The sequence below is a fragment of the Paenibacillus sp. LBL genome, assembly GCF_029893715.1.
In the GTDB taxonomy this organism is placed as follows: Bacteria; Bacillota; Bacilli; order Paenibacillales; family Paenibacillaceae; genus Paenibacillus_AQ; species Paenibacillus_AQ glucanolyticus.
This window is the reverse complement of the sequence record NZ_JARXYU010000002.1, coordinates 162,437-176,128: the sequence shown is the minus strand read 5'-3', so window position 1 is coordinate 176,128 and position 13,692 is coordinate 162,437. Positions and strand designations below refer to the sequence as shown.

The 13,692-nt window shown below is 48.5% G+C and carries 12 protein-coding genes; 2 read left to right on the top strand and 10 right to left on the bottom strand.

Annotated features, from left to right (window positions below; genetic code table 11):
- The first annotated feature begins 201 nt into the window (after positions 1–201).
- Complete coding sequence (locus M2277_RS06045) at positions 202–993, top strand: hypothetical protein (protein ID WP_280754369.1); 792 nt, start codon at positions 202–204, stop codon at positions 991–993.
- A gap of 104 nt (positions 994–1,097) precedes the next feature.
- Here M2277_RS06045 and M2277_RS06040 read toward each other — a convergent pair whose 3' ends face one another.
- The 4 genes from M2277_RS06040 to hxlA all read right to left on the bottom strand — a co-directional run bounded on the left by M2277_RS06040 (position 1,098) and on the right by hxlA (position 4,297).
- Positions 1,098–2,309, bottom strand: a complete 1,212-nt coding sequence (locus M2277_RS06040; RefSeq protein WP_036637117.1) for a GTP-binding protein — start codon at positions 2,307–2,309, stop codon at positions 1,098–1,100.
- A 298-nt stretch (positions 2,310–2,607) separates the two neighbouring features.
- Positions 2,608–3,015, bottom strand: a complete 408-nt coding sequence (locus M2277_RS06035; RefSeq protein WP_006211002.1) for a winged helix-turn-helix transcriptional regulator — start codon at positions 3,013–3,015, stop codon at positions 2,608–2,610.
- Positions 3,016–3,095: 80 nt separating this feature from the next.
- Positions 3,096–3,659, bottom strand: a complete 564-nt coding sequence (gene hxlB / locus M2277_RS06030) for a 6-phospho-3-hexuloisomerase (protein ID WP_148247039.1) — start codon at positions 3,657–3,659, stop codon at positions 3,096–3,098.
- A 5-nt stretch (positions 3,660–3,664) separates the two neighbouring features.
- Positions 3,665–4,297: a 3-hexulose-6-phosphate synthase gene (gene hxlA, locus M2277_RS06025; RefSeq protein WP_006211004.1), complete on the bottom strand. Its 633-nt coding sequence runs from the start codon at positions 4,295–4,297 to the stop codon at positions 3,665–3,667.
- Positions 4,298–4,697: 400 nt separating this feature from the next.
- Here hxlA and M2277_RS06020 point away from each other — a divergent pair, with 400 nt between their 5' ends.
- Complete coding sequence (locus M2277_RS06020; protein WP_063479902.1) at positions 4,698–5,264, top strand: AAA family ATPase; 567 nt, start codon at positions 4,698–4,700, stop codon at positions 5,262–5,264.
- A gap of 209 nt (positions 5,265–5,473) precedes the next feature.
- Here the strand turns inward: M2277_RS06020 and M2277_RS06015 are convergent, their stop codons facing one another.
- The 6 genes from M2277_RS06015 to M2277_RS05990 all read right to left on the bottom strand — a co-directional run bounded on the left by M2277_RS06015 (position 5,474) and on the right by M2277_RS05990 (position 13,625).
- Complete coding sequence (locus M2277_RS06015; RefSeq protein ID WP_422740264.1) at positions 5,474–6,493, bottom strand: ABC transporter substrate-binding protein; 1,020 nt, start codon at positions 6,491–6,493, stop codon at positions 5,474–5,476.
- A gap of 112 nt (positions 6,494–6,605) precedes the next feature.
- Positions 6,606–7,574, bottom strand: coding sequence for an ABC transporter permease (locus M2277_RS06010; RefSeq protein ID WP_006211005.1), 969 nt, complete (start codon positions 7,572–7,574; stop codon positions 6,606–6,608).
- A 34-nt stretch (positions 7,575–7,608) separates the two neighbouring features.
- Positions 7,609–9,108: a sugar ABC transporter ATP-binding protein gene (locus tag M2277_RS06005; RefSeq protein WP_280754367.1), complete on the bottom strand. Its 1,500-nt coding sequence runs from the start codon at positions 9,106–9,108 to the stop codon at positions 7,609–7,611.
- A 127-nt stretch (positions 9,109–9,235) separates the two neighbouring features.
- Positions 9,236–10,216 carry a substrate-binding domain-containing protein gene (locus M2277_RS06000; protein ID WP_036637103.1) on the bottom strand — a complete coding sequence of 327 codons (981 nt, stop codon included), beginning with the start codon at positions 10,214–10,216 and terminating at the stop codon, positions 9,236–9,238.
- On the bottom strand, positions 10,213–12,009 hold the full coding sequence (locus M2277_RS05995; protein WP_280754366.1) for a cache domain-containing sensor histidine kinase: 1,797 nt from the start codon (positions 12,007–12,009) through the stop codon (positions 10,213–10,215). The genes M2277_RS06000 and M2277_RS05995 overlap by 4 nt, the downstream gene beginning before the upstream one ends.
- Positions 12,006–13,625, bottom strand: coding sequence for a response regulator (locus M2277_RS05990; protein ID WP_148247034.1), 1,620 nt, complete (start codon positions 13,623–13,625; stop codon positions 12,006–12,008). Before M2277_RS05990 ends, M2277_RS05995 begins: the two co-directional genes overlap by 4 nt.
- Positions 13,626–13,692: the final 67 nt, after the last annotated feature.

Genomic DNA, 13,692 nt, shown 5'->3' with positions numbered 1-13,692 from the left:
TCCATCCGTTATCTCAACGGATGATAGGCAGAACAAAAAAACAAGCCTTGATGATCAAATCAAGAGGTTGCATTCATTAATATTATGTCTTTTTACCTACTTATTTTTATAATTCTTGATTCTATATACTCATTCTAGTAAATATGATATTATTTTCATGTCGATTCCTGATGACAAAATATAACAACTCGGGGGTTCATCATGAAAGAAAGAAAACGATTCTGCACATATTTATTTGTGGTTTTAATGGCGATGCTATTGAATGCTTGTTCAGTAAACACTGAGGAAATAAGCAGTTCGGCTAACGATGCTTTTGCCACCAAGAAGTACCAAGAATTTAATGAATTATATGAGAAGCTAAAAAAAGCAAGCGATGAAAAATCCAATAATTATCTTGAAACGGTTAAAAATAATGAAGTGTTTCTTGTAAGCTCATATAATACCAGCACAGAACTATCTGATGGACTGAAAGAACTTGCAATCATTGAAAAAGAAGTCCCGAGCCTAACCGAGCATGCTAAGCTTACTTCTAGCGAGCTCAACAGCAAGCTAACCATACTGAATTCTGTTGACTATATACTAAAGACTCAAGCACCTGAACTCGAAAATTTATCATCTCAAGCCAATACATTTGTTATACTGATGAAAGAATATGAAGATGTAAAGGCAACCATTTCAGCTCTGGAAACTTTAAGTTCAGATCTGAATACGCACATCATAAATATTGAAGCCATAGAAACGAAGGATAGCAATATTAGTGGATTGCTCGGTTCCATGAGGAGTCACAAGGGCAATATAGATTCTAAAATTAATTATCTTAGTACCAATAGTTCAAAAATAACTTCTTCCAATTCATTAATATTGGAAGGGAATTTATTCGGGCTTATGGATACTAATGATATCGCAAGAGAAATGGAGTCTCTCGATAGCCAAATTGAAATATCTTTGAATGACCTTAAGCAGCGAGCTACCAACATGAGAACCCATGCTTAATTCGTCGAATATACCCATAAAAAAAACAAGCCTTGATAATCAAATCAAGGCTTGTTTTTTTTATGGGTAATCATTACGATTAATTTCAGTCAAAAAATATAGTCCTACATAAGGGACTCATTCTCTTCTAATACCATCCATGGCAGCGGATTGTTAAATGTTGACCATTCAAGCTGCATTTCCTCGTCCGTTAACAGACATCCATCCAGGTCCTGCTCGATTTGCTCCCGCTCCATCTGAATGCCAATCATCACGAGCTCGGTCATCCGATCTCCCCAGACGCCATCCCATTTTCTCCGGATATCCGGTTCGCTCTGAATCAGCTCCTGCTGCTCCTGCTCGGTTAATGCAGCGACCCAGTACCCTGCCGGTCCGAACTGAATGGAGGGACCCGCCTGACTTAAGCTTGCAGCCACATCCTCACGCACAGCCAGCCATGCGATTCCTTTGGCGCGTACGACCTCTTCGGGCCAATCCCCCATGAATTCGGCCAGCCGCTCGGGATGGAACGGTCTTCTTCTCCGGTAAACAAATGAGCTGATGCCGTATTCATCCGTTTCCGGCACATGCTCTTCCTTCTGAAGCTCCTGAATCCATCCGGGCGATTGACTCGCTTTTTCAAAATCAAAAAGCCCGGTGTTCAGGATTTTCGCAGGGGAAACCTGTCCGTTCACTGTACGAATGATGCTGGCACTTGGCTGAAGCTTGCGCAGTATGCCCTCGACCTTGGTCAATTCCTCTTCGCTTACCAGATCACATTTATTCAACAGCAGCACATCACACATCTCAATCTGATCAATCAACAGATCGACCACTTCCCGTGTATCCTCTTCACCCAGCGCTTCCTTCCGATCGAGTAGGCTTTGGCCGGAAGAGAAGTCTTTCCAGAATCGGTTGGCGTCCACTACCGTTACCATGCAATCCAGCCTGGCGAGGTCAGACAACTGCACACCCGAGACCTCATCCGGATAGACAAAGGTCTGCGCGACAGGCACGGGCTCGCTTATTCCCGTTGATTCAATCAGAATGTAATCAAAGCGCTTCTCTTCCGCCAGCTTCTGTACTTCCTGCACCAGATCTTCCCGAAGCGTGCAGCAGATACAGCCGTTGGACATTTCGACCAGCTTCTCATCTGTGCGCGACAAGCTTCCCTCTCCTCGAACCAGATCTGCATCAATATTCACTTCACTCATGTCATTAACGATGACAGCTACCTTCAATCCCTCACGGTTATGCAATACATGATTAAGAACCGTTGTTTTCCCTGATCCGAGATAGCCGCTAAGTACAGTAACCGGTATTCTTGTATTATTCATTTATTGAACTCCCTCCATTCATTAATCGTAATCATTACGATTAATACGTTTTGATATTATATCTCCTCCGTTCAAATGTCAATCCTTCTGTACAAAAAAACACGCCTCAAGCAGTAAAAAACCTCCGGCGCCTTATGTACCGGAGGTTTATACCATATTGCAGCGAGTGCGTGAGTCATGATGATGAGCTGCCCTCTATGATTTAACATGCTCTTTTATCTGCTTATCGTTAGAGTTAATCCTCTGCTGCTATCATTTATGTTGAAGCCATTCATATGCGATTTTGAGGTATTACAGCTTACAGCTTTTCAACTGTAGCTTGTCCTGAACCTTGCTCAGCAGGCAAATCCCCGTCTTTCCAGATAACCTGCTCGCCGTAATCTTTTCCCCAATCGTACATCAGTTTCAGGATCGGCATTAAGCTCTCCCCATAAGGCGTGAGTGAGTATTCGACTCTGGGTGGAACCTCGGGGTAAACCACTCGATGCACCAGCTGATCCTCTTCCAGCTCACGAAGCTGATTGGTCAGCATTTTTTGCGTGATATGAGGAATCATCCTGTTCAGCTCACCGAAGCGTTTGACGCCTTCCAAGCCAAGATGCCATAGAATGATCAGTTTCCATTTGCCGCCGATGACCGCAAGGGTTAACTCCTTATGGCAGTTTATTTCTTTGAGATTAATCCGCTGCTTGACTTCACTAGCCATAATTAACACCCCTTCCTCCCTATAGTATACAACGGGCGCGGCCATATCATCAAAATGGAAAACCTCACATAATCAAGCTTCTATTCCAGATTGGCGTGCAGCCCAAACATATTGTCCGACTGCAGTTTCTTCTGTTCCATCAATCTGAGTATGACGGCATCCAGCACGATCAGCAAGGTCTGCTCAAATAAGGAAGCCATCGGTTGAACGGTTACGAGATTATCCTGATTCTGGTCTTTGGTTGCGCCTGGAAGCACAACAACCGTATCTGATAGTTTACCCAATCGGGATTCGGGCTTAATGGTTACAACCGCTAAGGCAGAACCGATGCTTTTGGCCTTCTGGGCCATGGCCACCAAGCTCTGCGTCTCGCCGGAGCCTGAACCGATCAGGATCAGATCCCTCTCTCCAATAGCCGGAGTTACCGTATCACCCACAACATGGACCTTGTATCCCATCTGCATCAACCGCATGGCAAAAGATCGGATCATCAGACCGGATCTTCCGCCTCCCGCTACAAAGATAGACTCGGATCTCATAATTCGTTTGATCAATTCCTCAATCTGGGTACCATCGACCTTCTGTACAGATTCCGAGATCTCCCTGGCAATCACATCTGCATGTTGAAAAATCGGTTTATCCATCGTCCTTAAGCCTGCTTAACCCATTGCTGCATTTGGGCAGCAGCGGCTTTCTTATCCGATTGGCCCGTGATTCCACCGCCAACGATTACGAGATCGGGGTTCGCTTGGATCACCTCAGGCAGAGTCTCCAGCTTGATTCCTCCTGCAACGGCTGTCTTGGCATTTTTGACTACACGTTTGATCGCTGCCAATTCTTCGAAGGAGTTTTTGCCTTCCGCCTGATGGTCATAACCGGAATGCACGCAAATGTAATCCACACCGAATGCATCAATCTCCCGTGCTCTTCCCTCGATATCCTTCACATTAATCATGTCCACCATCACCTGTTTGCCTTGCTTCAGGGCTTCAGCCACGGCGCCTTTGATGGTAGAGTCATCGGATACACCCAATACCGTGATAATGTCCGCACCAGCCTCGGATGCCTTCATCACTTCATAACCGCCAGCATCCATAATTTTAAGGTCAGCGAGCACGCGCAGATGCGGAAATGCCTCCTTGATGGCTTTTACGGCGTGAAGGCCCTCGTTAATGACAACCGGTGTTCCAATCTCCACGATATCGATAAACTCGGCTACCTCGGCCACCACTTCCTTTGCTTCCGAAATATTCACCAGGTCTAATGCCAATTGAAGTTCCATATTGTTAATCTCTCCTTATGAGCGTATTGGTTAGCTGTTACACGCTCATTGTAGAGCCATTACTTTACTTTATGGAAGTACGTACTTATAAGTGAGATACTTACGGCGAAGTAAGTAATGTGGTGGGACAAGGGTTTGCAGGCTCTCATTTTCCGCGAAAATATTTTGGATAACATGCTAGCGCCCAGGTAAAAAACAATTAAGTCCATTTATTCGCTTCAGTCTCACCAGCTGCTGTGGTTTAATATAGTTGTCCGGCCGGACTAAATGATCGGAAAGGAGGCTGAACGAATTGATTCAGAATATGGAGGTGGCATCTGCGTAAGCGGATGTCGCGTTAAGGGGAGTCCATCTTGGACTCCCCTTCATTTATCATCTGAATGTAAAGGGGGGGTTCCTTTTGACAAGCTTACGTCAAACCGGCGTTATCGTTATAACCGGTGTTATGGCTGCCGGTAAATCTACCATCGCGCAGCTGTTAGCCGAAAGATTCGATCGTGGAGTCCATCTGCGTGGTGATATGTTTCGAAAGATGATCGTCAAGGGCAGAGAAGAAATGCTGCCCGAGGCCTCCGCCGAAGCGGAGCGGCAGCTCGCGTTACGATATAAAATAACTGCCAACACGGCCAGAATGTACGTCGACGCCGGGTTTCATGTCGTTCTTCAGGATGTCATTCTGGGTCCGGCCCTGCAAGAAATAGTCGAATCGCTGGGAGAGCATCCCGTATACGTTGTCGTACTCAAGCCTTCCCAGGATGTCATTTGCACCCGGGAGCAGCATCGGGACAAAACAGGTTATGGGATATGGAGTATTGACGAACTGGACCGGCGGTTAACGGAAGAAACGCCGAGAATCGGCTTATGGCTGGATACCTCCCATCTTTCCGCTGAAGAAACAGTCGATGTAATCTGGAAGCGTATATGGGATGAAGGAAAGATCGCACCGTTGGGAAGACCAATCCAATAGCAACATCATGAATACGGTTCTTGGTAAAAAACAATTAAGGCCATTTATTCGCTTCAGTCTCACCAGCTGCTGTGGTTTAATATAGTTGTCCGGCCGGACTAAATGATCGGAAAGGAGGCTGAACGAATTGATTCAGAATATGGAGGTGGCATCTGCGTAAGCGGATGTCGCGTTAAGGGGAGTCCATCTTGGACTCCCCTTCATTCATTTTATTCATAAATAACGGCTTTGATTTCGTCACTATCGATGTTGTTTTTATCATACCAGTAGAAGCCCGTATCAATCTGCGGTTCTACCTTCTCCCCTTTGATAGAGGCAACGGCCGCTTTCACCGTCTCATATCCGATGCCGACCGGGTTTTGCGTGATGGCTCCCGCCATCGTTCCGTTCTTGATGGCATCGATCTGCGCTTTTCCGGAATCGAAGCCGACCACCACGATCTGGCCTTCCTTCTTCATCTCCGTTACCGCATTAATGACACCGACCGCAGATCCTTCATTCGCCCCGAAAATCCCTTTCAAATCCGGGTGTGCCTGCATCATCGCTTTGGCAAGGTCCGTGGATTTCAGATGATCTCCGCCCCCATATTGGATATCAACGATCTCAATATTCGGATACTTGTCTTCGATCTGCTTCTTGAAGCCGTCGCGACGGCTTACGCCCGTGACACTTGTCTGGTCATGGACCACCATCGCGATTTTGCCTTCATTCCCGATGAGCTCCGCCATCTTATCCGCTGCAAGAGCAGATGCTGCCAAATTGTCTGTTGAAGCAGTGGTTACCGGAATGTCGCTCTCCACGCCGGAATCAAAGGCGATCACCGGAATATTGTTCTCCTGGGCTTTTTTCAGATAAGGGATCGAAGCCTGACTATCCAGTGCAGCGAACCCGATCGCGCTTGGTTTCTTGTCCAGTGCAGCCTGCAGCATTTCGATCTGCTTATCCACCTGGGATTCCGTTTCCGGTCCTTCAAAGGTAATCCGTACGCCCAGCTCCTGCCCAGCCTGCTCAGCTCCAGCTTTCACCGCCTGCCAGAATTGATGCTGAAAGCCCTTGGAAATGATCGGGATATAGATTTCACCTTCGGCACCGGTGCCTGAGCTTGAACCGCCTTCACTTGGACTATCGGTACCTGTCGCTGTACTGCCTGATCCGCCGCAAGCCGCCAGCAAGCCTGCAGTCAGCATGAGAAACAGAGCCAATACGAAAAGCTTTTTCATAATCTCAATCTCTCCTTATGTTTCAGTAATGTACATCTATAGAACTCCATTCCGGAAGTTTCTACACAACCAATCTGCTTCTGATCGAGCTTAATTCCGTCATTGAAACGCTTGAAACGCTTCACGCTTTACGTCTGCGAAGAATATCCGCATACACCGCAAGAATGATAACGAACCCAACCACAACGGTCTGCCACTCCTGAGGCACAGACAGAATGCGCAATCCATTCGTCAGCACACTCATGATCAGAGCACCGATGACCGTTCCGATAATGGTGCCCTTCCCTCCGCTGAGTGAAGTTCCCCCAATCACCACCGCTGCGATAGCTTCCAGTTCATACCCGGCACCCAGCGCCGGGTTGGCCGAATTCAATCTCGATGCCATCATGACGCCGGCCAGGCCGGTAAAGGCGCCGGTTAAGGTGTAGATTACGATTTTCCAGAAGCCTACATTAACGCCCGACAATCGGGTCGCCTCTTCGTTGCTGCCAAGCGCAAAGTTATATCGGCCGATAATGGTCTTCGATAGGATAAGATATCCGACAATAGCGGCAACAAAGAAAATGACCACTGCATTCGGAATATCGAGTCCCGGTATCAACCAGCCCAACACGCTGCCTTGGGAGACCTCTGCAAAACTCTCGGCGTCGTTGAAATATACCGGCTTCGCCCCTGAGATGATTAACGCCAGCCCTTTGGCTATCATCATCATCGCCAGCGTGGCGATAAAAGGCGGGATCTTCATTTTCGCAACCGCCGTTCCGGACAGAAGTCCGCATAAAGCGCCCGTCAATATGCCTCCAAGGATACCAACAGGAACCGGCAAACCCCAGAACGTAATGCATACCCCTGTCATAACACCGCTGAGTGTCATGACCGTACCAACCGATAAATCAATGCCTCCCGTAATAATGACAAAGGTTGAACCCAGAGCCAGCACGCCGATCACGGCAGTGGAGAGAAGAATCCCCACGATATTGGAGAACTGAAAAAAATTGCTGGATGAAATCGTGAAGAAAACAATGAGAACGACCAAACTTGCAAGCGCCAGCACTTGCTGAAGCGCACCTGACTTGATTTGAATGTTCATCTACTAATTCCTCCTGACGTGTATGGATAACGGCTTACATTCTCGCTGTTGCCAGATGCATAATGATTTCTTGGGTAGCCTCTTCATGATCCAGTTCGCCTGTAATCCGGCCTTCACACATCACGAGAATCCGATGACTCATCCGCAGAATCTCAGGCAGTTCCGACGAGATCATGATGATTGATTTGCCCTGCGCCGCAAGTTCGTTCAGCAATCTGTAAATTTCGCTCTTCGCCCCCACGTCAATCCCGCGCGTAGGTTCATCGAAGATCAGAATATCGCAATCGCGCGTCAGCCATTTGCCAATGACCACTTTCTGCTGATTGCCGCCGGAGAGGAACTTTACCTCTTGGTCAACATGCGGCGTTTTGACCTTCAATCGTTCGACCATATCCTCCGCCTGCTTGCGAATCTTCTCCGTATTCATCCATCCGCCGGGACGGAGAAATTCAGGGTAGGAAGCAATGACCACATTGCTCTTCACATCCAGGTCAACAACGCATCCGTATCGCTTGCGGTCTTCGGATAAATACCCGATGCCTAGACGTACCGCGTCATGCGGGCCTCTCATCTTCACCCTGGAGCCATGGATGTATATCTCTCCGGATTGGATACGGTCCGCACCGAATATCGCTCGCGCAAGCTCGGTGCGCCCCGCACCCACCAGACCCGCAATGCCTAGAATCTCTCCTTTTCTCAGGGTGAAGCTAATATCTCTCAAGGCTCTGCCTTGATTCAGCCCCTTCACCTCCAATACCGTCTCGCGCTCGCCTGCCGCGGCTTCCGGCTTCGAGGTCTCGTAAATCTGCCGGCCAACCATCTTGGATATAATATCCTGGGTGGTGACTTCAGCCGTCAACACCGTATCGATGTACTGCCCGTCGCGCATCACCGTAATGCGATCCGTAATCCGCTTGATTTCGTCCATTCGATGCGAAATGTAAACGATTCCAACTCCGTCGGCGCGAAGCTGACGAATGATGCGGAACAAATCTTCGATCTCGGTCTCGCTTAAAGCTGCCGTCGGCTCATCCATAACCAGTACATCCGCGTTATAGGACAAGGCCTTGGCGATCTCCACCATCTGCTGCTTGGCTACCGTTAATTCCGATACCTGAACGGCTGGGTCCATATCAAGCCCCATTCGCTGGAACAATGCCTTCACCTGCCGGTGCAGCGCCTGATTATCCAGAAACAGACGGAGCCTTCGCCGTGGCTCACGACCGATGAATATATTCTGAGCAACCGTCAAGTCCGGCGCCAGGTTCAGTTCCTGATGAATCATGCTGATTCCGGCGTCTTGAGCCGCTTTCGGATTCGTTAACTCCACGGGTTTCCCCTGGTACGTAACTGTACCTTCATCCTTCTGGTACACGCCGGTCAAAATCTTCATCATGGTCGACTTGCCCGCACCATTCTCACCCATCAGCGCATGAACTTCGCCGCGCCGCAGCTCAAATTGGCAGTTGTTCAATGCCAGCACACCCGGAAATTCCTTCGTGATTCCTTCCATCTGCAGCAGCACTTCACTCAAAATCTCTCACCTCTCCAGCATCGATGCATTTATTCATCATTGTATAAGCCGGTAAGTTTCACGGGAATGGAATATTCTCTGTTCCATGTTGAATATTCTACGATCCATCCAAAGCTCAAAAAAAAAGCTACTCTTCCACAAAGGGAAAGAGCAGCTTCTGATTTTCCTCGGTATACATATTGTCCTTGTTGATAATTACGGAGTCCGTATAAACATTAGGAGACACCTTATCCCCTTCGATAAGGGATACGGCTGTTTTTATCCCCAAATAGCCAATGCTGAACGGCTTCTGAACGATGGTAGATTGGAGAACTCCCTCTTCCAGCAGCTTCACTTCCTTGATCGAGCTGTCGAAACCAACGAGTTTCACCTTGCCGACCAGTCCCTGTTCTCCAATCGCCCTGCCCGCCCCAACCGTGGAAGGCTCATTCAATCCCACGATTCCATCCAAATCAGGCCGCTCCCGCAGGAGCTCCATCGTGATTTCATAGGCCCTCTCCTCCATGCCCTCACTGTAATAGGTGCCGACAATCTCAGTGCCTTCACGCTGCTCCAGTATACTTCGAACTCCTTGTTCCCGCTCGATCTGCGTTGAGGTGCCCTGAACGAAACTGACGATAGCGACCTTGGCATTTACCGGAAGCCGTTCAGCAAGCTCCACAGCAGCCTTTTGCCCCGCATTGAAATTGTCCGTAGCGATCAGGCTCTGTGCATAATCACCATTTACGGCAGAATCAATCATGATTAGCGGAATACCTGCTTTTCGAATCGACTCCACAGTGGGGACCAAGCGGTTATAATCGCCTGCGGCCATTACAATGGCATCCGGCTGCTGCTTAATGGCTTCCTGCAGCATTTGGATTTGCAGGTCAACCTGAATTTCACGAGGAGGTCCTACCACCGAAACGTCCACGCCGAATTCACGCGAAGCCGTGTTTACCCCTTCAATCAGCACCCTCCAGAATTCGATCTCTTCCACGGCTTTGACGCCGACAATGATCTTCTTGGGCCGGGGTTCATCTTTAGACCATTGAAGAATGGCATAACCCACTATCAAGGCAGGAATCAGCAGCATCACAATATAACGCATGCTCAAGTAGGACTTCAAGGCAGTTCCCCCTCCTTTTCCCGCCGTTCCTCCGCATGAATAGCCGGAATGAGCAGCTTTACGCACGTCCCCGCACCAGGCTCGCTTGTATAACTCAGGCCATAATCCGCACCGAAATATAACTGAATCCGCTGATGGACATTCGCAATCCCAACGCTATTCCTCGATTGGTTCCCACCACTGGACGTTAAGAGGGTCTCCACCTTGGCCTCATCCATTCCGATGCCGTCATCCATGACTTGAAATACGATCATATGGTCTTCATGCGCACCCGTGATGGTGATCGTTCCCGGGCCTTCCTTGTTCTTGATACCATGATAAATAGCGTTTTCCACAAGCGGCTGCAGCAGTACTTTTAGCGTGAGATAAGAATAAAGCTCCGGATCCATATCGAGTGTATACCGGATTTTGTCCTGATATCGCATCTGCTGTATTTTTAAATAATTCGTAATGTGTTCCATTTCCGTGGCAATCGGTATCAATTCCTTCCCCTTGCTTAGTGACGCCCGGAACAGACGAGCTAAAGCCGATGTCATCAGAATAACCTCATCATGCTTCTTGCTCTCGGCCATCCATATGATGGAGTCGAGTGTATTGTACAGAAAATGGGGATTGATTTGGGCCTGAAGGGCATTCAATTCGCTTTTCCTCTTAAACTCCTGTTCAACCATAATCTGCCTCATCAATTCTTTGACCTTCGATACCATGACGTTGAAGCTGCGGGCCAGGCCGGAGATTTCTCTGGAATGCCCTACAGGAACGCGAATATCGAAATTCCCTTTCTCCACCTCCATCATTTTCTCCTGAAGCTTCTTGATAGGCCGGGTCAGGTTGCGGGAGATGACAACAGAGAACAGCACGCCTAACCCGAGGCATAACAATCCTGCTACGGCAAAAGAAAGCTGCATCTGCTTCTTATTATCCACCAGCTCATTCTCGTAAAAGACGCCGACGATTTTCCAGCCGAAATCCGTGTCCTTAATGCTATAAATCCGGCTTGCACCATCCTCCTTCACAACAAATCCCCCTTGCTTGTCCTGAAGCACCTGTTCCAATCGCTCCGTCTTCAGATTGCTGTAGAGCAGTTGCTGCTGAGGGTGGTATACAATCCTCCCCTGGCTGTCAATCACAAACACATAACCCCGGTTGCCCAGATCGAGCTTGCTGAGCATGTCGTTGATGACCTTGAAATTGAGGTCAATCAGCAGGATTCCAAGCCCTTGGGTAGGGGTAATGCCGCTGAGCTCTCGGCTGAGCGATACAACCCAGCGGTATTCTCCCTTGATGACCGGCTGCACATGCGACGACGATATGACCGTCTGCCCCTTGTTTTCCTGTGCCTGCCGATACCAGGGCTGCTCGGAAACCTCAATATAAGGATTTAACTCTGCATTCGTCCGATCGGAAATGAAGGTCCCGCCCTCGCCGAAAATGTTGATCGAAGCTATATCCTTGCGCGAGACCCGGATGGAATGGAAATATTCCGATATTTTCGCTTTCAGTTGGGCTAATTCAGCCGGCTGCAATTCCTCGGAAGAGGCAAGATATTCCCTCACGTTCGGGTTGTTCATGGTCGCAAGCGAAATGTCCTTCATGCCCGTAATATAGGTTTGGATGTTCGCATTCACTTGATTGATAAGCTCGGAGGTATAACTCTCCGCCGTTTCGCGAACAGCTGATTCGGATAACCGATAGGAGATAAAAATAAGCAATAGTGCCGTAAACAGCACCAGCATCACAAACGAGCTGGCAATGCGGGACTGAATGCTCTTGATCCGCTGCGAGGATTTCATGAGTTTGTTCCATCCATCGTCATTTTGTTCCGGTATTCCGTGGGGGTAACTCCGGTATGCTTCTTAAACAGCACGCTAAAATATTGAGGGTCCAGGTAGCCGGACCTTGCCGCAATTTCATAGGTTCTCATCGGCGAATGCTTCAGCAGCTCTTTGGCTTTCTCCATTCGAACTTCCGTTACGTATTCAACGAAGGTCTTCCCCGTATGAGCCTTGAACAAGGAGCTGAAATAACTTGTGCTCATGAAGATTCGGCTGGATACCGACTTAATCGATAGCTGGGCATCCTCATAATGTTGGTGAATGAAATTCACCGCTTCCAGCATCTGCGAACGTGTAATATCCTTCCTCGTCTTGGCTACGTCCCGTAAAGCTTGCTCGCACACTTCTTGCAGCCAGCGTTCAATCTCATCGAGGGAACGAAATGAGTATAAATCGGATAGCAGCCTCTTCTCCATGCCAACCCACTCGTTCTCGTTGCTGCCGATTTCCGTTAAGGTCTGGAGCACGGCCAGCATGACCCGTACAATTCTCACATAACATAGCTCAATCGATATTGAAGCGCTTCCAATTTCGCTGATCAAACGCTTGATGCACGCCTCCACTTCATTCGCAGTTCCTGCACGGATTGCGGCTATAAGCGCTGCTTCATTTTCACTCCCGTCATGCAGCGGGCTGGTCTCCCGCTTTTCGAGATCCGTAATGCTGACCACCTGATCATGGCCCATCAGGAGCCGATATTCCAGCGCAGCCTCTGAGGCACGACAGGAATAACGTATCGCATGAAGCTGATAGCAGATCGTTCCTATTCCTAAGGTAACGGTGAATTTCATAAATCGTTTCGTAGACACGCGAATTTCCTCTGCCAGCTCTTGTGCCCTTGCGTACAGCTCTTCCTCGCCAAGACCGGACAGAATAGTCATGACTTTATTCTCCTTATACCGAAAGACCGCTGCTCCCGGCTCCTCCGCTAATATCTCCTGAGTGATATTGTATAAGGCAAAAGCGTGCAGCTCATGATCCACACACCCTTCATCAGAACGGAGTTCATCCATATCCGCCAGCATGGCTATATAACACGGGCCATGGAGTGGAATTTCAAAATACGTCAGCTTGTTCTCAATCTCCGTGATTTTCATCGGAGATGTTGCCAGTCGCTCCAGGAAACGTTCCTTGAGGAGAACCAGGCTTTCGTTCAACTGCTGCCGGAGTTTTTTCAGGTGCTCTGCATGTCCGCGCTCTTCATCCATTTCCAGCTTCAGTTTATCCAGCAGTTCTCTTAACTCCGCGGATGTAACCGGTTTCAAAATAAAATCCGTCACCTGCAGCTTCACGGCCTGCTGGGCGTATTCAAAATCGTCAAACCCGGTCAAAATGATAATTTTGGTCTTGGGGTGCTGCTGCGTAATATGTCGGGATAATTCCAGACCATCCATATACGGCATATGAATATCCGTCAACACGACGTCCGGTTGAAGCCGGTTCACAGCTTCCAATGCATCACGGCCGTTCTCGCAATCTCCAATACATTCAAAGCCGTGCTCTGCCCACGGAATCCGGTTTCGAATTCCTTCCCTCACAATTGGTTCATCGTCCACAATAAGGATTGTATACAATCGAAGCCTCCCCCGTCCGAAGCAAATTCGCCTTTCTTTCACATTTCATGGATATGAGGAGAATATA

Coding starts and splice junctions, on each gene's coding strand:
- M2277_RS06045 (WP_280754369.1), top strand. CDS start 202: ATGAAAGAAAGAAAACGATTCTGCACATATTTATTTGTGGTTTTAATG.
- M2277_RS06040 (WP_036637117.1), bottom strand. CDS start 2,309: ATGAATAATACAAGAATACCGGTTACTGTACTTAGCGGCTATCTCGGA.
- M2277_RS06035 (WP_006211002.1), bottom strand. CDS start 3,015: ATGGCTAGTGAAGTCAAGCAGCGGATTAATCTCAAAGAAATAAACTGC.
- hxlB (WP_148247039.1), bottom strand. CDS start 3,659: ATGGATAAACCGATTTTTCAACATGCAGATGTGATTGCCAGGGAGATC.
- hxlA (WP_006211004.1), bottom strand. CDS start 4,297: ATGGAACTTCAATTGGCATTAGACCTGGTGAATATTTCGGAAGCAAAG.
- M2277_RS06010 (WP_006211005.1), bottom strand. CDS start 7,574: ATGAACATTCAAATCAAGTCAGGTGCGCTTCAGCAAGTGCTGGCGCTT.
- M2277_RS05995 (WP_280754366.1), bottom strand. CDS start 12,009: ATGAAATCCTCGCAGCGGATCAAGAGCATTCAGTCCCGCATTGCCAGC.